Origin of the sequence: Maricaulis sp. W15, assembly GCF_001924955.1 — a bacterium.
In the GTDB taxonomy this organism is placed as follows: domain Bacteria; phylum Pseudomonadota; class Alphaproteobacteria; order Caulobacterales; family Maricaulaceae; genus Maricaulis; species Maricaulis maris.
In genome coordinates this window covers 102,391-121,300 of record NZ_LQXG01000001.1, presented here as the reverse complement: position 1 = coordinate 121,300, position 18,910 = coordinate 102,391, and the positions used below count along the sequence as shown (strand labels likewise).

13 protein-coding genes are annotated in these 18,910 nt (G+C 64.3%); 5 read left to right on the top strand and 8 right to left on the bottom strand.

Annotated elements, in window-relative coordinates; translation table 11 throughout:
* Nucleotides 1-10 precede the first annotated feature (10 nt).
* Nucleotides 11-1,870, bottom strand: coding sequence for a dipeptide ABC transporter ATP-binding protein (locus tag AWH62_RS00480; protein ID WP_075188502.1), 1,860 nt, complete (start codon nucleotides 1,868-1,870; stop codon nucleotides 11-13).
* A 240-nt stretch (nucleotides 1,871-2,110) separates the two neighbouring features.
* On the opposite strand from AWH62_RS00480, the gene AWH62_RS00475 reads away from it, so the two are divergent.
* Nucleotides 2,111-5,545, top strand: a complete 3,435-nt coding sequence (locus AWH62_RS00475) for a PAS domain-containing protein (protein WP_143742842.1) — start codon at nucleotides 2,111-2,113, stop codon at nucleotides 5,543-5,545.
* Nucleotides 5,546-5,557: 12 nt separating this feature from the next.
* On the opposite strand, the gene AWH62_RS00470 is transcribed toward AWH62_RS00475, so the two are convergent.
* From AWH62_RS00470 to AWH62_RS00460, 3 genes are read right to left on the bottom strand one after another with little or no spacing between them, the layout of a single operon-like run.
* A complete protein-coding gene (locus tag AWH62_RS00470) occupies nucleotides 5,558-6,793 on the bottom strand; it encodes an ABC transporter permease (RefSeq protein ID WP_075188500.1) in 1,236 nt (411 codons plus the stop codon).
* Nucleotides 6,790-7,470 (bottom strand): ABC transporter ATP-binding protein, encoded by a 681-nt coding sequence (locus AWH62_RS00465; protein ID WP_075188499.1) that lies wholly within the window; start codon nucleotides 7,468-7,470, stop codon nucleotides 6,790-6,792. The genes AWH62_RS00470 and AWH62_RS00465 overlap by 4 nt, the downstream gene beginning before the upstream one ends.
* Nucleotides 7,470-8,957, bottom strand: coding sequence for an efflux RND transporter periplasmic adaptor subunit (locus AWH62_RS00460; RefSeq protein WP_075188939.1), 1,488 nt, complete (start codon nucleotides 8,955-8,957; stop codon nucleotides 7,470-7,472). The genes AWH62_RS00465 and AWH62_RS00460 overlap by 1 nt, the downstream gene beginning before the upstream one ends.
* Nucleotides 8,958-9,140: 183 nt before the next feature.
* On the opposite strand from AWH62_RS00460, the gene AWH62_RS00455 reads away from it, so the two are divergent.
* From AWH62_RS00455 to AWH62_RS00445, 3 genes are all read left to right on the top strand, one after another.
* Entirely contained in the window at nucleotides 9,141-9,458 is a 318-nt protein-coding gene (locus tag AWH62_RS00455) for a hypothetical protein (protein WP_075188498.1), read from the top strand.
* 165 nt (nucleotides 9,459-9,623) lie between these two features.
* The gene (locus tag AWH62_RS00450) at nucleotides 9,624-9,971 is read left to right on the top strand and encodes a zinc ribbon domain-containing protein YjdM (RefSeq protein ID WP_075188497.1); all 348 of its coding nucleotides are present in this window, start codon (nucleotides 9,624-9,626) and stop codon (nucleotides 9,969-9,971) included.
* 109 nt (nucleotides 9,972-10,080) lie between these two features.
* On the top strand, nucleotides 10,081-12,813 hold the full coding sequence (locus AWH62_RS00445) for a pitrilysin family protein (RefSeq protein WP_075188496.1): 2,733 nt from the start codon (nucleotides 10,081-10,083) through the stop codon (nucleotides 12,811-12,813).
* Between the two features lie 89 nt (nucleotides 12,814-12,902).
* On the opposite strand, the gene AWH62_RS00440 is transcribed toward AWH62_RS00445, so the two are convergent.
* Both AWH62_RS00440 and AWH62_RS00435 read right to left on the bottom strand, forming a co-directional pair.
* Nucleotides 12,903-13,265 (bottom strand): hypothetical protein, encoded by a 363-nt coding sequence (locus AWH62_RS00440; RefSeq protein WP_158025518.1) that lies wholly within the window; start codon nucleotides 13,263-13,265, stop codon nucleotides 12,903-12,905.
* A gap of 260 nt (nucleotides 13,266-13,525) precedes the next feature.
* A complete protein-coding gene (locus AWH62_RS00435) occupies nucleotides 13,526-14,305 on the bottom strand; it encodes an SDR family oxidoreductase (protein ID WP_075188494.1) in 780 nt (259 codons plus the stop codon).
* 752 nt (nucleotides 14,306-15,057) lie between these two features.
* Here AWH62_RS00435 and AWH62_RS00430 point away from each other — a divergent pair.
* A complete protein-coding gene (locus AWH62_RS00430; protein WP_075188493.1) occupies nucleotides 15,058-15,510 on the top strand; it encodes a hypothetical protein in 453 nt (150 codons plus the stop codon).
* A gap of 187 nt (nucleotides 15,511-15,697) precedes the next feature.
* On the opposite strand, the gene typA is transcribed toward AWH62_RS00430, so the two are convergent.
* Together typA and AWH62_RS00420 are read right to left on the bottom strand one after the other, a co-directional pair.
* Entirely contained in the window at nucleotides 15,698-17,524 is a 1,827-nt protein-coding gene (typA, locus tag AWH62_RS00425) for a translational GTPase TypA (protein WP_198928851.1), read from the bottom strand.
* A 111-nt stretch (nucleotides 17,525-17,635) separates the two neighbouring features.
* A complete protein-coding gene (locus AWH62_RS00420) occupies nucleotides 17,636-18,886 on the bottom strand; it encodes a cache domain-containing protein (RefSeq protein WP_075188491.1) in 1,251 nt (416 codons plus the stop codon).
* Nucleotides 18,887-18,910 lie beyond the last annotated feature (24 nt).

The window sequence follows — 18,910 nt, the reverse complement described above, 5'->3', positions numbered from 1 at the left end:
AGCCGGCCGATCAGCCCGGGACGCGCTCGAAAGGATCATGCTCGGCGACCCAGTGACCATCGGCAATTTCAACCAATTGCGGGCGATACTGCTCGGCGTCCGGATCGTCCACCAACCGCGATTTCATGAAGCGCAGCTGGGCCCGCGTGTCCATCGGCGACGGCAATTCGCCGTCCAGTTTGACGCGAACCCGCGCCTTCTCGACGACAGGGTCCGGAACCGGCACGGCCGAGATCAGCGCCTGGGTGTAGGGGTGGCGGGCGTCTTCATAGATCTGGTCACGATCAGCCAGTTCAACGACCCGGCCGAGATAGAGCACCATCACCCGGTGCGAGATCTCGCGGACCACCGAAAGGTCGTGCGAGATGAAGATCATCGACAGGTCCATCTCCTGCTGCAGCTTGATCAGAAGCTCGACAATCTGGGCCTGGATCGACACGTCGAGCGCCGACACGGCCTCGTCGCAGATCACCAGCTTGGGACGCAGGATCATGGCGCGGGCAATGCCGACCCGCTGGTTCTGGCCGCCGGACAGCTCGTGCGGATAGCGGTTGATCATGTTCGGGTCGAGACCGACCTTCTCCATCATCTCCTTGACCATCACCTCGCGTTCCTTGCGCCGCATCGACTTGCGGAAGGTCAGCATCGGCTCCTCGATCGAGGCACCGATCGTCATCCGCGGATCGAGCGAGGCGAGCGGGTCCTGGAAGACGATCTGGAAATCCTCACGGGATTTGCGCAGCGCATCGCGCTTGAGACCGAGCAGATCGCGGCCGATCCACGACACGGTCCCTTCCTGAGCGGGAACCAGGCGCAGCACGGCGCGCGCCAGGGTCGACTTGCCGCACCCGGATTCGCCGACAACACCCAGCGTTTCGCCGGGCTGGAGATCAAAGCTGATCCCGTCGACCGCACGCAGCGTCTTGTAGGTCGGGCGCAGTCCGCCGGAGACCTGGATCGGGAATTGGACCTTCACATTGTCGACCGACAGCAGCGGATCGGCATCGGCGTCACCGGCAACCGGTTTCAGCGCCGTGTGGCCCGGCCGGTCAGGACGGTCCAGGCGTGGCATCGCATCCAGCAGCATGCGGGTATAGTCGTGTTGCGGATTGGCGAAGATATCCTCGATCTTGCCGCCTTCGACATAGACGCCATGCTTCATCACCTGGGCGCGATCGGCCATGCGGGCGACGACCCCCATGTCGTGGGTGATCAGGGCCAGGGCGGCGCCGGTCTCACGCTTCAGCTCATCCATGATATCGAGCACTTCGGCCTGAACAGTCACATCAAGCGCCGTGGTCGGCTCGTCGCAGATCAGCAGGTCCGGCTCGCACAGCATCGACATGGCGATCATGACACGCTGGCGCATGCCGCCGGACAGCTCGTGCGGATATTGCGCGAGGCGGCGCTTGGCTTCGGGAATACGAACCCGGTTGAGCCATTCCAAAGTCCGCGCCTCGGCCGCCTTGCCGCGCATTTTCATGTGAATGCCCAGGACTTCCTGCATCTGGTCGCCGACCGTCATGTGCGGCGTCAGCGAGGTCAGCGGGTCCTGGAAAATCATCGTCATCGAGCGGCCGCGAACGCGATTGAGTTTGCTGGCCGACAGGCCGAGAATCTCGGCATCACGGTATTTGATCGAGCCGGTCGCCTTGCCGTTGGAGGCCAGAAGCCCCATCGCGGCCAGGAAAGTCTGGCTCTTGCCGGAACCCGACTCGCCGACCACCGCGAGGCATTCGCCGGCATTGATTTCCAGGGAAACGCCCTGGACGGCCTCGACCACCCCGTCCGGGGTCTGGAAATCGACATTGAGATCGGACACCCGAAGGATCGGCGCCGAACCGGACGTGTGCTCTTGCGTCTTGGGCACAATAATACTCCCCAAATACTCGGTGACGGAGGAGCATATCGACACAATGGCGCAAGGCCAGCCTCGTTCTCATGCCCAACTGCCCGTGACGTGCAATGTCTTTGCGTGGCGGCCCGCCTGCGCAAATGCTAAGTTTCCGCCAAATCAGTCCTTTTCAATCCGCACCGGACGCGCGCAAACTGCCGGACCGGCGTCGGGGATGTTGTGACCGATGACACGCAGCGTGGGAGCAGCGCCACCATGACCGCAAGGTCGTCCGACATGCAACGCGCCCTGTTCGCCAGTTCACCACTGGCCATCCTGGAACTGGACGCTCGCGGCGCCATTTCCGCCGTCAATGCTGCCGCCTCCGACCTGCTCGGCTATGACCGGGCCGACCTGTCGGGCAAGCGGGCACAGATCGTCTTTGCCGATGCCCGCACCTATGACCGGCTTGAAAACGAGCATTTCAACATTCCCGACGGCATGACCGAGGGCCGGTTCACGGCACGATACCGCACCCGAAACAGCCGCGTATTCGATGGCGAGACCGTGGCGGTGCGGGCTGCCGGCCAAGGGGCTTACGGCACGGGCACCCTGTTCTTCATCCGCGACGTCACGGCCGAGCTGTCGCTGAAAGCCAAGCTCGAAGCGAGCGACATCCAGTTGCGCGCGGCGCTCGCTTCGGCGAATGAGGGCGCGTTTTCGCTCAACCTGGTCACCCGGCTCGGCTCGACGCGCGGCTTTATCAATGAATTCCTCGGCATCATCAGCGCCGACGCCACCATTTCGCTTGAACGTTGGCTCGAGATCACGGCGCCGGAGGATCGCGAGCGGCTGTCGCATGCGATCGAGACGCTGCGCACCCACCCGACCCAGTCACTCGATATTGTCTTCAAGGCCCAGCGCGCCGACGGCGAATGGCGCTGGCTGCACATGCGCGGCAAGGTCACCGAATTCACCCGCGAAGGTCATGCCCTCCGGATCTCCGGCGTGGTCGCAGACACGACCGAGCGACAGGCGTTGGAGGACAAGCTCGCGGCGCGTGAGCGGCAATTGGCGGACGCCATCGAGTCGGGCTCGAGCGGCGTTTGGGAGATGGACCCGGTCAATCGCCGCGTCACGCCAATCGGTCCGATCCGGGCGATGTTGGGCCTGGATGACGAGCCACAGGAAATCAACTCAAAAACCTGGCTCGACAGCATTCACAAGGATGACCGGGCCGAGATGACGCGCCAGGTCCAAGGTCTTGCCGATGGCAGTCGTGACATGCTGGAGGCAGAGTATCGACTGTGGGATGCCCGCACCGACAGCTGGACCTGGCTGCGATCCCGCGGCAGCGTCAAGGCCGACAGCGGGAACCGGGTTGCCGCCGGCGTCCTGGTCGACATCACCGAGCGCAAACTGCTGGAACGCAAGCTGGTCGAGACCGAACGCCTGATGCGCGAAGGCCTTGAAGGCGCCAATGACGGCGCCTGGAGCCTCGACATTGAACGCGGGCAGCTGCGCATTTCCGGCCTGCTGTCCCGCCTGCTCGAGCGGGAGGACGGCAGCACGGTCTCACTCGACGACTGGTTCGCCCTCCTGCCCACCGATGCCGAGCCGATCGCCCGCGGCCGTTTCGGTCGCTTCACCGGACAAACACGCGACGAACCGAGCGCCGGCGCCAGTCACAGCCTTGGTCGTTTCCGCGTCATCGGCCCGGACAGTTCGGAAGTCTGGTTGCAGTCACGCGGCCGGATCGTCGAATGGACGTCGGATGGCCGCGCCGCGCGTGCCGCCGGCATCGTCAGCAATATCACCGAGGAACGCCGACTTGAACGCGCCCTCGCCGAGAGCGACCGGCGCCTGCGTGAAGCGCTTCTGGCCGCCGGCGAAGGCGCCTGGCGGATCAATCTGAAGACAAGGGTCGCCGAAGTCAGCGCCATCATCGCCGCAATGATGGGCCTGCCGGCCGGCGATGCCCGCGTCACCTATGACGACTGGGAGGAGCGCGTCCATCGTGACGATCTCGACCTGGCACGCGCGTCTTTCGAGGCCCTGCGCGCCGGCGAGCGTGACTCGATCGATGTCGTCTTTCGCTATCAGTCGGAAGCCGATGGTTGGATCCGCGTCCATAATCGCGGCCGGGTTTCAGAGCGTGACAAGGATGGCCGCCCCTCCTTCGCAACCGGGTTCGTCGCCGATATCTCGGAACGCCTGTCGACCCAGGAAGCGTTGGCGGATCGCGAACAACAACTCTTTCAGGCCGTCACGGCGGCGGCGCTCGGCACCTGGCGGATCGACCTCGTCGCGCGCACCATCGATCTACGCGGCACCATTGTCGCCGAACTCTTCGGCGCTGACGAAACCCGCACCATACCGCTGGACGAATGGCGTGAACGGATCCACCCGGCCGATATGGCCGGCGTCGATGCGTCCGTCGCCCATATCCTCACCACCTGTGATGTCCAGGCTGATGACCAGTACCGCCTGCGCGACCTGAACGGCGATTATGTCTGGCACCGCTCGACCGGACGCATCATCGAGCGGGCCGATGACGGCAGGGCCATCGCCGCCTCCGGCGTGTTGTGGAATATCGACGCCACGCGGCGCCTGGAATCCATGATGACCGAGGAGCGCGCCCGCTTCGAACGCATCTACCGCGCCACGCCGGCCATGATGCACACCATCGACAATGACGGGTTCATCGTCGAGGTCAGCGATTTCTGGCTGACCCATCTCGGTTACAAACGAGCTGAGGTGATCGGTCGCAGGTCCGTGGATTTTCTCGACCCGGAATCGCGCAAACGTGCCGTCGAGGTGGAGCTGCCGAAACTGTTCCGCGTCGGCGAGAACATCAACACACCCTATCGCTTCATCCGCAAGACGGGCGAGCCGATCGATGTCCTGTTGTCGTCCTTCCTGGAGCGGGATTCCGAAGGCAAGCCGCTGCGCAGCTATGCCATTCTCACCGACGTGTCGGAGCTGCGCGCCATCAATGAACAGCTGGAACGCACCAATCGCGAGCTCGACCGTTTCGCCACGGTCGCCTCGCACGATCTGCAGGAGCCGCTGCGCAAGGTCGCAGCCTTCTCCTCGCTGGTGAAGCGGCGCTATTCCGACAAGCTGGATGAAGATGGCGTGCGCAGTCTCGACTTCCTCGCCGATGCCGCCCAGCGCATGCAGCGTCTGATCAACGAGCTCCTGTCCTACTCCAAGCTGTCGAGCCAGCCCCTGAACCTCGCCACCGTCGATACCGGTGCGCTGGTCAATGAAATTACCGACCAGCTGGAAACCGCGATCACCGAGAACAAGGCCCGGATCACGGCGCGCGAGCTGCCGGTGATCGAGTCCGACCGCGTGTTGCTGACCCAGATCCTTCAAAACCTGATCTCGAACGCCGTCAAATATCGCGGCGACGCGGATCCGGAGATTTCGCTGTCAGCCCGCGAAACCGAAACCGGTTGGTGCTTCACCGTCGCCGACAACGGTATCGGGCTGGACATGCGTTTTGCCGAAAAGATTTTCGCGCCGTTCCAGCGCCTGCACACGCGCGAACAGTATGAAGGCACCGGCATCGGCCTTGCCGTGGTGCGTCAGGCGGTCGAACGCCTCGGCGGGACGATCCGCGTCGAGTCGGAACCGGAGAAGGGCGCCCGCTTCATCTTCGACCTGCCGAACACGCCCCCCAAACCACGCGGCGATACCAGCTGACGCCGGTCCGGGTCATTCGAAGCGCAGCGCGTCGATCGGATTGAGACGTGAGGCACGGTGGGCCGGATAAAGGCCGAAGAAGACACCGACAAAGGCCGATGCGCCGATGGCGATGGCCACAATCACCGGGTCAATCGCGATCTCGAGCTGACCGACCTCGGCATAGATCAGCGTCCCGCCAACCCCGACCACCAGTCCGGCCAGGCCACCGATCACGCACAGCACAATGCTCTCGATCAGGAATTGGTTGCGGACATCGGCGCGACGCGCCCCGACAGCCAGGCGCAAGCCGATCTCGCGGGTGCGCTCGGTCACCGAGACCAGCATGATATTCATGATCCCGATGCCGCCGACCAGCAGCACGATCCCGGCCCCCACCGCGAGCAGCAGGCCGAGCTGGCTCTCGGTTTCATTGCGGGCTCGGATGAATTCGGCCAGCGAACCGACCGCGAAATCATCCTCGGCGCCGGGCTGGATATCGCGGCGGATGCGCAGGAGGTCCTCAATGTCGGCGATCACGCGCGACGTCGATTCGCCCGGTGCGATATCGGCATAGATGGTGGACACCGCGTCGCGCACCGTCACGCTCATGCCGGCGCCGAAGCGCTGGCGCACGGTTGAGAGTGGTGCGAACACAACATCGTCCTGGTCCTGCCCCCAAGAACTCTCGCCCTTGGCCGCGAGCGTACCAATGACTTCAAACGGCTGGGCACCGATACGGATGGACTGGCCGATCGGGTTGGCGCCGTCGAACAGCTCTTCGATAATGGTCTGGCCGACCAGGACATAGCGCCGGCCCGCGATATCCTCGGCGCCGGAGAAAGCTCGCCCCTCATCGATGATCCAGCCGCGGGCGGTGAAATAGTCCGGATTCACGCCCTGGATGCGCGAGGTCCAGTTGATGCCACCGAATACCAGGGTGGTGCTTGCGGAGACTTCGCCGGACACGCCGGACAGGCCGGCAACCTCTTCGCGGATGGCCAGCACATCGCCGTCGGTCAACGGATCGGCAGAGCCGGCACCGCCGCGGCGGCCGCCGAACGTGGACGAGCCGGGCCGGATGATCAGGAGATTGGCGCCAAAACTGGCGATTTGCGCCTCGACCGCCTGCTTCGTTCCCTCGCTGATCGAGACCAGCACGATCACCGAGGCGACGCCGATGATGACGCCGAGCATGGCCAGCGCACTGCGCAGGGCGTTGATACGCAGGGCCGTCAGTGCGACCCGCAGTGAAGCAAAGGCATTCATGAGCGATCCTCCACGATGACACCGTCCCGGAACACGATCTGGCGGCGGGCATGATCGGCCACTTCCTGCTCGTGAGTCACGAGGATAACCGTGATGCCCTCGCGGTTGAGCTGGTCGAAGATCGCCATGATGTCCTCGGACGTCTTGGTGTCGAGCGCGCCGGTCGGCTCATCGGCGAGCAGGATTTTCGGATCATTGACCAATGCCCGGGCGATGGCGACGCGCTGTTGCTGACCGCCGGATAATTGCGCCGGATGATGGTCGGTCCGGTCACCCAACCCGACCTGTTGCAACCGCTTCATGGCCCGGGCCACCCGTTCGCCATGTGGCAGGCCGGAATAGATCAGCGGCAGGCCGGCATTCTCGACGGCGCTGGTCCGCGGCAGAAGATTGAATTGCTGGAAGACGAAGCCGATCGTGCGATTGCGAAAGCGCGACACCGCGTCCGGCCCCAGCGCCCGCACATTCTCGCCGGCAATCCGCAACTCGCCCGAGCTTGGCTGGTCGAGCGCGCCGAGCAGGTTCATCAGGGTCGATTTGCCGGATCCCGACGTCCCCATGATGGCGACATATTCGCCCGCTTCGATATCGAGCGAGACCCCGTTGAGGGCGTGCACGACCTGATCGCCCATTGTGTAGGTCTTGACCAGATCGCGGCATTCGATCAGCGCCGGCATTACTCGCGAACCTCGCGGGCCCGCGTGATGATGGCGTCGCCGGCCTCCAGTTCACCGCCGACCACTTCGGTCTGCTGGGTGTCATTGATGCCGACGCGGATACGCCGCTCAACCAGCATACCATCCGCCTCGAGCACCCAGACCGTCACGGAGCGGGTTTCGCGCGCTTCGCGCTGGATGTCGCGATAGCGGGCCATTTGCTCCGGTGTGAAAACACCCTGCAGCTCGCGCATGATCTCCGCTTGGGCGGCTTCGCGGTCCGGCGCCTCGCCGGCCTGGGCCGCCGCGGCCATGCGACCGAAAACCTGACGGAAAATGGCACCGGCCCGTTCGACCTGATCCGGGGTGAGTTCGAGCTGGTCAGCCATCTGGCCCATCGGATTGCCACCGCGGCCGCCACCGGGGCCACCGCGACCGACCCCACCCCGTCCGCCGCCGCCGGCGCCGGCGCCACCGGCCTCAACCGGTCGGGTCCGGCTTTCCAGGGCCGGTGATGGCCGGAAACGCAGGGCCGAATTGGGCACGGTCAGCACGTCGGTGCGCTCGCCGGTGATGATGTCCATGTTCGCCGTCATGCCGGGCAGCAGGCGCTGGCCCGGATTGGCGGCCGATATGACCACCGTGTAGGTGACCACATTGTTGAGGGTTTGCGGTGCCAGGCGTATCTGGTCGACGACGCCGGTCAGGTCGAGACCCGGATAGGCATCAACCGTGAAGGAGACCGGCTGCCCCTCGGCGATCTGGCCGATATCGGCCTCGTCAACCTGGGCATCGATCTGCACCTGGCCCAAATCCTGGGCGATGGTGAACAGGGTCGGGGCCGACAGGCTGGCCGCCACCGTCTGGCCTTCATCGACGGCGCGATCAACGACGATGCCATTGATCGGCGCCCGGATCGTGGTGCGTTCGAGATCAATCTGAACGCCTTCCAGGGTCGCGTCACGCTGCGCCAGAACGGCTTGTGCGTTGCGTATCTGGGCGTCGGATACGGCGAGATTGGCCTGCGCCGCCTCGTGTGCGGTCAGGGCGTTTTCGAGCGCGGCCTGAGCCGAGATACCGCGGTCGAACAGCGCCTGGATACGATCATATTCCTGTTGCGCGGAGCGCGCATTGGCTTCGGCGGTCAGGCGGTTGGCGCGCTGCAGGGCCAGTGTCGCGGCGGCCGTGGCGCGATTGGCCTCGGCCTCACGGATACGCGTCTGGTAGGTCTCCGGATTGAGCTGGGCGATGACCTGCCCGGCCTCGACGGTGTCGTTGAAATCGACATAGAGCGCTTCGATCTGGCCGGACAGCTGCGAGCCGACCTCGACCGTGACCAGTGCCCGTACGGCACCCGAGGCCGAGACGATGCGGCGCACCTCGCCCTCGCTGACCGTTTCGGTCTCTATCACCATCTCGCCGGCGGCCTGTGCCCCCTGCGACATCCACCACCAGCCGACCGCAGCCAGCACTACAAGACCGACCACACCGATCCAAATCCGCTTCATCGACACCATTCCCGTCAACCTGCCCCTGAGCCTGTCCCTGTTGTGACACGATCCGGTCACCCCGATCCGTCGCGTCCGCCGCAGCCTTTTCACAGCAAATGCGTCGAGCAACAGCCTTCACTGCGCATGTAGCGCGCGACGGGTGTAAAGGCTAATGAGGAATGTGCGCCGGAGTGACCCAATATGTTCGAAGACATCCAGGCCCTGCTCGATCTGCCCGGCATGGGCCTGGCCCTGACGGTCGCGCCGCTTGTCTGGGCCGCGATCTGGATATTCCTCACGGTTTGCCTGTGGCGCGGCGGCTTTGTCGACCTGGTCGAAAAATTGACCCGGCCGCGCTGGGTCGGGCCGGAACGGGTCCGCGCCGTGATGATGATGCCCCTGCGTGCCGTGATGCTGGCCCTCGTTGCCGCACTGGCCGCCACGGTGACAACGCTCGGCATCGGTTTCAATGTCGGCGTGGTGATCGGCGTCGTGCAGGCGATCCGCGGCGGAGGCTGATGCGGCAGGCCTGATCGCTGGCGCTCGGCAAGGTACAGCCCGGTCTCGCCATTGCCGCTTGCAGCTGCCGCCTGCAACTGCTGACTCGACGAATGCCGGGGACCCGCGTCTAAAGGGAGGCCCTGCCGCCATGCCGGCCCCGCCGCGCCCGACAAGGACACGACCATGGCCGAACTCCCGCCCTGCCCGCAATGCGACTGTCAATGGACCTATGAGGACGGGGCGCTGCTGGTCTGTCCGGAATGTGCCCATGAATGGTCGGCCGATGCGCCGGCCAATGCGGGCGATGGCGAGGCGACGAAGGTCTGGCGCGATGCCAATGGCGCCGAGCTGGCCGATGGCGACACCGTCACCGTGATCAAGGATCTCAAGATCAAGGGCACGAGCCAGGTCGTGAAGGTCGGAACCAAGGTCAAGAATATCCGGCTCGTCGACGGCGATCACGATATCGACTGCCGCATCGACGGTGTCGGCCAGATGGGGTTGAAGACCGAGTTCGTAAAGAAGGCCTGAGTCGGGCAAGCATGCCCGGGGCGCCGTGTCCATTACAGGAAATTTAGTTAAACTCCACGCCCTGCAGCGTCACGTTGTGCACAACACGAAGCAGAGGTGGGAGACATTCATGCCACGCATTCTTGCGGTGACCCTCGCGGCGGCCCTGTCATGGACAGGACTGGCCAGCGCCCAGGTCCCGGACGTCGACATTCCATTTGAACAATTCGAACTCGAGAACGGCCTGACCGTTGTCGTTCATGAAGACCGCAAGGCACCGATCGTCGCGGTCTCGATCTGGTATGGTGTCGGATCCGGCGCCGAGCCGGAGGGCCGGACCGGCTTTGCCCACCTGTTCGAACACCTGATGTTCAACGGGTCGGAAAACTATAATGACGAGTATTTCGGTCCGTTCGAACAGGTCGGTGCAACCGGCATGAATGGCACCACCTGGTTCGACCGCACCAATTATTTCCAGACCGTGCCGACGCCAGCCCTTGAAATGGCGCTGTGGATGGAATCCGACCGGATGACCCACATGCTTGGCGCCATTGACCAGGAGCGTCTCGACGAGCAGCGCGGCGTGGTCCAGAACGAGAAGCGCCAAGGCGACAACCAACCCTATGGGATGGTCGAGTATTCCCAGCTGCGCGCCCTCTTCCCGGAAGGCCATCCCTACGCCCACTCCACGATCGGGTCGATGGACGATCTGGACGCCGCCTCGCTGGACGATGTGCGTGAATGGTTCCTGCAATATTACGGCGCCACCAATGCCGTCCTGGTCCTGGCTGGCGACATCAATGCCGAAGAAGCCCGTCCCCTGGTCGAGCGCTATTTCGGTGACGCCCCGGTCGGACCACCGCTGAACCGCATCAATGAGTGGATCCCGGAGCGCCGCTACGACACCACCGAAGTGCTCTATGACGACGTGCCGCAAGCGCGCATTTACCGCACCTGGGTCGTGCCCGGCCGCATCACCGAGGCGCGCAATGACCTGCAACTCTTCGCCACCGTACTCGGCGGCGGACGCACCTCGCGCCTGTATCAGGACTTCGTCTTCGGTCGCCAGGTTGCAACCCGGGCCGTCGCCTATGTTGAAGCCCATCAGCTGGCCAGCCAGTTCCATATCGAAGTCACACTCAATCCGGGTGAGGACGTCGAAGCGGCTTCGGCACGGATCGACGAAATCGTCGCTGAACTGCTCGCCGAAGGTCCAACCGATGACGAGCTGGCTGCCGCCCGCACCCGCATCAATGCCGGTGTCGTGCGCGGTCTGGAACAGATTGGCGGCTTTGGCGGCAAGGCCGTCACCCTCGCCGAAGGCGCGCTCTATGCCGGTGATCCCGGCTTCTGGCGCACCCAGCTGGAGCGTCTCAACAATGCCGACGCCGACCAGGTCACCGCGACGGCCAATGACTGGCTGACCACCGGCTCGCACGAAATCACCGTGTTGCCGTTCGGTCAGTATGCCAGCGTTGAAACCGATGCCGACCGCTCGGCCCTGCCGGTGGTCGACTCGACACCGGAACTGGTCTGGCCGTCGGTTGAGACCGCCGAACTGTCGAACGGTGTCGATATCGTCTTTGTGCGCCGCGACGCCGTCCCGGTGGTCGAGATGCAGATGGTCTTCGATGCCGGCTATGCAGCCGACAGCGTTGAAGGCGGTCAATTGGGTCTCGCCAGTTTCACCATGAACATGCTGGACGAAGGTGCCGGGCGGATGGATGCCACCGACATTGCCGCACGGGCCGAAAGCCTCGGCGCCAATCTCGGCACGGGTGCCGGCCTGGACACCTCCTCGGTGACCCTGTCGGCCCTCACTTCGAACCTGCGTCCGTCGGTCGAGCTGATGGCCACGGTCATCACCGATCCCAGCTTCCGGGACGAGGATATCGACCGGGTCCGCGCCCAGACGCTGAACGGCATCCAGCAGGAAATGGCCAATCCGATCGCCATCGCCCTGCGCATGCTGCCGCCGGAAATGTTCGGCGAGGGTCACGCCTATTCGGTGCCCTTCACCGGATCGGGTACGCCGGAAGCCGTCACCGGTTTCAGTCGTGCCGACCTGCTGGCCCACCAGGAAGCGTGGTTGCGTCCGGACAATGCCACCCTGTTCATCGTCGGTGACACGACGCTGGACGAGGTGACGCCGATCCTCGAGCGGGCCTTCCGTGGCTGGCGCGCACCCGACGCGCCGCTGCCGCAGAAAAACCTGACCGAGGCCAGCAATGCCGACGGCGCCCGTGTGATCATCATTGATCGCCCGAACTCGCCGCAATCGCTGATCCTGGCCGGCCTCATCGGCCCGTCCGGCTCAGTCGACAACCCGGAAGTCTACGCGGCCATGAATGACGCCATCGGTGGCTCCTTCACCGCCCGGGTCAACATGAACCTGCGTGAGGACAAGGGTTGGTCCTACGGTGCCCAGACCCTGCTCTGGGGTGCCCGCGGCCAGCGGCCCTGGATGGTCTATGCGCCGGTCCAGACCGACCGCACTTCGGACTCGCTCGCCGAACTCCTGCGCGAGTTTGACGAGTTCACCTCGACCAACCCGGCCACGGCCGAGGAGCTGCAGCGGTCCGTCAACAACTCGACCCGCTCGCTGCCGGGTCAGTTCGAGACCTCGGCTGCGGTTCGCAACTCGCTGGCCAACAGCGCCAATCTGGGCCGGGACTGGAACTATCCGGCCACGATCACCGCGCGTTATCACGCGCTCGATCTGGAGACAGTCCGCGCTGCGGCCCAGGAAGTCGTTCACCCCGAACAGCTGGTCTGGCTGATCATCGGCGATGCCGCCGAGATCGAAGCCGGTATCCGGGCCCTCGACATGGGTGAGGTGGAAGTCCGCCGCATGGGTCAGTAACCCGTCGGCCACGGCTCACACCCGTTCCACAAATGAGGCGGGCGCCGGAGACATCTCCGGCGCCCGTTTTCACGCCATCGGCCGCCAGATCAGCCGCGTATGATGTGACGGGTCAATCGCCCTTGCCGGACCTGGGTGCGAAAGCGGGCCTCGTGCAGCGTCGTGCCGTAGGCGAGGCCGGCATCGACATCCCAGCACCCGGCCGACACGGTGAAGCGATAGGACCGTCCCGGCGGGATGGTCACGCCCGAGGGCAAGCGATTGAGGCCATAGCTCATCGCCGAGCAATCCGAGATCAACACCGCTGTCAGCGTATGACGCGAGCCATTCGATATCTCGAGCACACCGGTCGGCTCACCCGGCCGGACCAGCGGCCCGCCGGTTATCGTATTGCAGGCCGAGACCAGCCCGACACACGCCACTATCAAGAATGCCCGCAACCACCGCATCACGTCCTCCCCTGTTCAAGACGGGCGGATTATCGGTCGCAGCCCCGCCTGCCGGGAATACCCGGAACGGGGGAGGCAAGGGGGAGCGGGCGTGAGTCGAAAATGGCGCGATCCGCGCCCTTTCACCCTTGATTGTCTTGCCGGGAGGACGCCTCAGGGGGAGTTTCAGCTGGCTGACAAGACCACAATGCTTGCTTCCGCTCACAAAAAGGGGCGGGCCCGCCACGCGAGACCCGCCCCCAAAAACTCAATTCGATCCGCCCCTAAAAAGCCCCGCGCGCCTGCGCCACGCCGCCATCCACCACGACGGTCGAACCCACCACATAATCCCCGGCCCGCGAGGCCAGGAAGATCGCCGCGCCCGCCATGTCGGACGGCTCACCGACCCGGCCCGAGGGCACGCCCTTCGACACCATCTCGGCATGATCGCGCGCCACCTTGTTCATCGAAGAGGCAAAGGCGCCCGGCGCAATCGCGGTGACATTGATGTTTTCCTTGGCCATTTCCAGGCCGAGGCGTTTGGTCAGATGGATGATGCCGGACTTGGACGCGGCATAGGAATAGGTCTCCATCATGTTGACCGACAGCCCGTCGATCGAGGCGATATTGATCACCTTGGCCGGCTGTTGCGGCGAGGCGGCCGCCTTGAGGGCGCCGTGCAGGGCCTGGATCAGGAAGAAGGGCGTCTTGACATTGAGGTCCATGACCTTGTCCCAGCCGCTCTCGGGAAACTCGTCCAGCGGTGCGCCCCAAGCGGCGCCAGCATTGTTGACCAGGATGTCGAGCTTGCTCTCATGCTCGAGAAACTTGGCGGCCAGAGCCTGGGCTCCATCTGCGCCAGACGCGTCACCCGGCAGGGCGATACAAGTGCCGAGCTCGGACAGGCGCTCGGCCGTCGCCAGGCAATCGGGCGCCTTGCGTGCGGTAATGTAAACCTTGGCCCCGGCCCGCACATAGCCCTCGGCGATCATCTCGCCAATGCCGCGCGAGCCGCCGGTGATCAGAGCCACACGGCCCTCAAGGGAAAACAGATTATCAAACATGGTACGGACCTCCCGTCAGGGTTTATGTTTTGTTACGGGATGCGTAGCGGGTGAAAACGCGACTGTCGAGGGTCGGGTACGGAATGAGCGACATTCACCGGTGAAGGGCCGCCGACATGTCTTTCCCTCGCGATGCTCACCCGCCCTTTTTCGACCCCATCGAGTTCGGCATCGCTGCGCGATACCGAGCCCACCTCCCCGCATGCGGGGAGACAAGCGGGAGTTTATCCCCGCCCTGGCCGCCCAATAATCGTCATCCTGACGAAAGTCAGGACCCAGTCTCGCGCACACGATTTCGCCTGGCCTGGTAACAGCTTGCGTCGCATTCCGGGTCCCGGCGTGCGCCGGGATGACGGTGTTTGTTACGGGGATAGGCGGCAAACTTATCCGCTCCCCTTCACCGCAAGCGATAATGCCCTCGGTTTTCGGGACGGGAGGCGCGAGCTCAGTCACTTGTGCCCGGAAACGAGCGGAGCCTGTCCGCGTCTCGGGGGTGACATCCCGAAGCTCCGGCAGGGCGTGCGACCAGGTCGCGGGGCACTAAACGACCGACCCCATCTACCTGACGCATTGGAATCGGTCGCGAGAGCGTCCGGGAAAACTCCGTGAGCGGGATGCTTGTCGAAGCCTACCGTTATTAAATCAGCGCTTTATCGGCTCCGGCCGGCATCCCGCTCCCTCCCATCTCTCCGGCGCTCACGCGTGCGGACCCCTCACCCTGTCTGAAAACCTACCAAAGATTGGAGACACCCATGCCGCGCTCAACCCGCCCGATCGACCCGCAAGCGCCGATCACCCTGAAAAACCCCGACCTCACCACCACGCAAGGCGCGCTGATCGGCGATTGCGTGCATTATGAATGCCTGGCCCTGAAAGCCATTCACGACGCCATGCAGCAGCAACTCGCCAAGGGCGATAGCAAGGCTGCCATCGCCACAGCCGAAATCCTGCTGGACCGGCTGAAGTCCAGCTGGCTGGGCAATGCGCTGGACGAGCTGAACGCGTATTTCCGCGCTGATGATGACAGTGTCCGCCTCGACGTGGTGCAGACCCTGCGCGACATCGCCCGCATGCTCGACGGAGAATTCGGCGAAGGCATGGAGCCCAACGGCTGGGCCCGCGATCCCGACGAGTATCACAGGCTGCTCAAGCAGGCGAAGAAACAGGCCGAGTCCGGCAAGCGGAAGCTTTATGTGGGGACGTGAGGGAGGGGCTCGGGAGTCGGGCCTGCTGCAAATTTGTCATCCCTGCCACCCGCTTGCGCGGGCGCAGGTTCCCGCCCCGCGAAGGCGGGGCGAAAGTCAGGGACCTAACTAGTGGCGGGCATATGGGTCCCCGTCCTGCGTCCGGCCTTCGCCGGACGTCCAACGGGGATGACAAGGTGTTTTGACTCTAACCCGCGGAACGCGATGCCTTTTTCCGCTCGTGTTCCTTGAGGAAGGTCTTGCGAATGCGGATGGTCTGGGGGGTCACCTCGACGAGTTCGTCGTCATTGATGAATTCCAGCGCGTATTCCAGGGTCAGCTTGATCGGGGTGGTCAGGACGATGTTCTCGTCCGTGCCCGAGGCCCGCATATTGGTCAGCTTCTTGCCCTTGGTCGGATTGACGATCATGTCGTCATCGCGGGAATTGACGCCGATGATCATGCCTTCATAGACCTCGACGGCGTGTCCGACGAAGAGCTTGCCGCGCTCCTGCAGGTTGAACAGGGCAAAGCCCAGCACCTTGCCGTCGATCATCGAGACCATGGCGCCGTGGTGACGCTGGCCGATCTCGCCGCCGGTCTTGGGGGCGTAGTGGTCGAAGGTGTGGAACATCAGGCCGGTGCCCGAGGTCAGGGTGAGAAATTCCGAGCGGAAACCGATCAGGCCGCGGGTCGGGATGATGTAGTCGATGCGGACGCGGCCATGCCCGTCCGGCACCATGTTTTTCATCTCGGCCTTGCGCTGGCCGAGCTTTTCCATGACGCCGCCCTGATGGTCTTCCTCGAGGTCGACGGTGAGGCTCTCATAGGGCTCACACAGCTCGCCATCGATTTCCTTGATGACCACGCGCGGACGACCGACGGCCAGCTCGAAGCCTTCGCGGCGCATGGTTTCGATGAGGATGGACAGGTGCAGTTCGCCACGTCCGGAGACGGTGAACTTGTCCGGATTGTCCTGCTGCTCGACCTTCAGCGCCACATTGTGGATCAGCTCGCGGTCGAGACGTTCCTTGAGATTGCGCGAGGTCACGAACTTGCCTTCGCGGCCGGCAAAGGGGCTGTCATTGACTTGGAAGGTCATCGACAGGGTCGGCTCGTCAACCGAGAGCAGCGGCAGCGCCTCGACGTTGGCCGGATCGCACAGCGTGTCGGAGATTTTCAGATTGTCGATGCCGGTGAAGGTGATGATGTCACCCGCCTGGGCGCTCTCACGCTCGACCCGCTCGAGGCCATGGAAGCCGAAAATCTGCTGCACCTTGCCGCGCTGTTCGCTGCCATCGGCCTTGGCGACCACGACCGGCTGGTTGCGGGCGACACGGCCACGGGCGACCCGGCCAATGCCGATCACACCGGTGAAGGAGGAGTAGTCCAGGGCCGAGACCTGCAGCTGCAGCGGGCCGTCGAGGTCGACATCCGGGCGCGGCGTGTGGGCGGTGATCATCTCGAACAGCGGCGTCATGTCGGTGCCGATCACGCCGGCCTCATTGGCAGCCCAGCCCTGCAGGGCCGACGCGTAGACGACCGGGAAGTCGAGCTGTTCCTCATTGGCGCCGAGACGGTCGAACAGGTCGAAGGTCTGGTCGACCACCCAGTCCGGGCGGGCCGAGGGACGATCGGCCTTGTTGATCACGACGATCGGCTTGAGGCCGCGGGCCAGCGCCTTCTTGGTCACGAAGGAGGTCTGCGGCATCGGGCCGTCCACCGCATCGACCAGAAGCAGGACGCCATCGACCATCGACAGGACGCGCTCAACCTCGCCGCCGAAATCGGCGTGGCCGGGGGTGTCGACGATATTGATGTTCCAGTCATTCCAGGTGACGGCGGTGTTCTTGGCCAGGATGGTGATCCCGCGCTCTTTTTCCAGATCGTTGGAATCCATCATGCGCTCGGACACATTGGCCCGCTCGCCCAGCGTTCCGGACTGTTGCAGCAGCTGGTCGACCAGCGTGGTCTTGCCGTGGTCAACGTGCGCCACGATGGCGATATTGCGCAGCTTGTCGAGGGACGCGCTCATGATGTCATTCCTGTCGTGAAAAGGCGCGCCCTCATACGCTGTGAGGGCGTGGCTGGCCAGTGCTTATTCCGCGCACGGGCGTCAAGAGTTGATGAGCGGGTGCCCGGCCGGTCAGTGTCCGCCCGGCGGCGGACCGGCATCACGGGGCGGCTTGGCGTCCTGTCCCGGGCGGGCCGGGGTCGACATGTAGCGACGCGTCGCCGGGGCTGGCGCCTGCGGTTCGAGGAAGGCGCGCACGAAGTTCGAGCGCCGCAACAAGCCACGAAGCGAGGTGATCACCAGCGACACCACGAGGATGAACCAGAACAATCGCCAGCCCCAGCGATCCGAGGCGGCCTTGATTTCGGCGAGATGACTGACCGAGACAAAATACCAGTCGGGACCGGCAATCCGGCTGAAGGCGACCAGAAACTCGCTGCGCGGCGTTCCGACGACACCGCGCGGTCGCGGATCATCGCGCAGAAGGGCCATGATCTCGACCGGGTTGATACCGATCGCGCGGGCCTGCTGCAGGGTCTGCCCTCGGGCGATGACACTGCCGTCGCGGTCGAACACCAGATTCACGCCACCGGCCGGCGGCGCTTCCAGCGAGGAGGCCAGGTGTTCGGTCATGTCGATCGAGGTGCCGAAAGCCCCCATCAGCTCGCCATCGACGCGGATCGGTTTGCGACAGGCGGTCGCCGAGCGCTCGCCACCGTCGGAATAGACAAAACGCGACAGGCGGGTGCATTGCATGGCGCTGTCGGGATTGGTCTCGAGGCTGAACAGGCGCGGGTCTTCATCCGCCTGCAGGTTGAAATCAGCCGGCGCCTCATAGCGGTAGAAGGCGAGCCGGTCGGCGCGCTCCGGCGCAAAGATCACGACGCGGCGGTCCGGCGTGAAATAGTACAGGCTGGAGAATTCGCCCAGATGCGCTTCACCGAAGGCGCGCACGACATGGAAGCCGGCCATGTAGCGGCGCTGTTCCTCGATGGTCATGTTCTCGCCGTCGCCCATATAGGCGCCGATGCCGAACACATGATCGGCGCCGGGCAGGGAGCGGCCGTCGAACAGGTCGGGATGGCTGCGCCGGGTGCCGTCGCCAAAGGGCGGGAACAAGGCGTTGAAGTCGTCGACGATATCCTCGCCATCGATCAGGGCGTGACGGCGCAGGAAAGCGGCCTCGGCAGCCTCGGCCAGAGTGCGCGCTTCGTCGAACAGGGTCTGCTCGCGATCCGCCCGTACCCGGATATAGGATTGCAGCATTTCGGCCCGCGCCATCGACAGGGACGACATCAGGATTTTGTGCGCAGCAAGGCCGGAAATTCCGGCAAAAACCACCGAAATCAGGACATGGACAGCAATAATGATCGCCTGGCGCACGGAAAACCGACCTTGATTCGAGAC

Excerpts from the sequence above, each read along its gene's own strand:
- AWH62_RS00470 (WP_075188500.1), bottom strand. The coding sequence starts at position 6,793 with ATGAATGCCTTTGCTTCACTGCGGGTCGCACTGACGGCCCTGCGTATC.
- AWH62_RS00445 (WP_075188496.1), top strand. The coding sequence starts at position 10,081 with ATGCCACGCATTCTTGCGGTGACCCTCGCGGCGGCCCTGTCATGGACA.
- AWH62_RS00435 (WP_075188494.1), bottom strand. The coding sequence starts at position 14,305 with ATGTTTGATAATCTGTTTTCCCTTGAGGGCCGTGTGGCTCTGATCACC.
- AWH62_RS00460 (WP_075188939.1), bottom strand. The coding sequence starts at position 8,957 with ATGAAGCGGATTTGGATCGGTGTGGTCGGTCTTGTAGTGCTGGCTGCG.
- typA (WP_198928851.1), bottom strand. The coding sequence starts at position 17,524 with ATGAGCGCGTCCCTCGACAAGCTGCGCAATATCGCCATCGTGGCGCAC.
- AWH62_RS00475 (WP_143742842.1), top strand. The coding sequence starts at position 2,111 with ATGACCGCAAGGTCGTCCGACATGCAACGCGCCCTGTTCGCCAGTTCA.
- AWH62_RS00430 (WP_075188493.1), top strand. The coding sequence starts at position 15,058 with ATGCCGCGCTCAACCCGCCCGATCGACCCGCAAGCGCCGATCACCCTG.
- AWH62_RS00465 (WP_075188499.1), bottom strand. The coding sequence starts at position 7,470 with ATGCCGGCGCTGATCGAATGCCGCGATCTGGTCAAGACCTACACAATG.
- AWH62_RS00455 (WP_075188498.1), top strand. The coding sequence starts at position 9,141 with ATGTTCGAAGACATCCAGGCCCTGCTCGATCTGCCCGGCATGGGCCTG.
- AWH62_RS00450 (WP_075188497.1), top strand. The coding sequence starts at position 9,624 with ATGGCCGAACTCCCGCCCTGCCCGCAATGCGACTGTCAATGGACCTAT.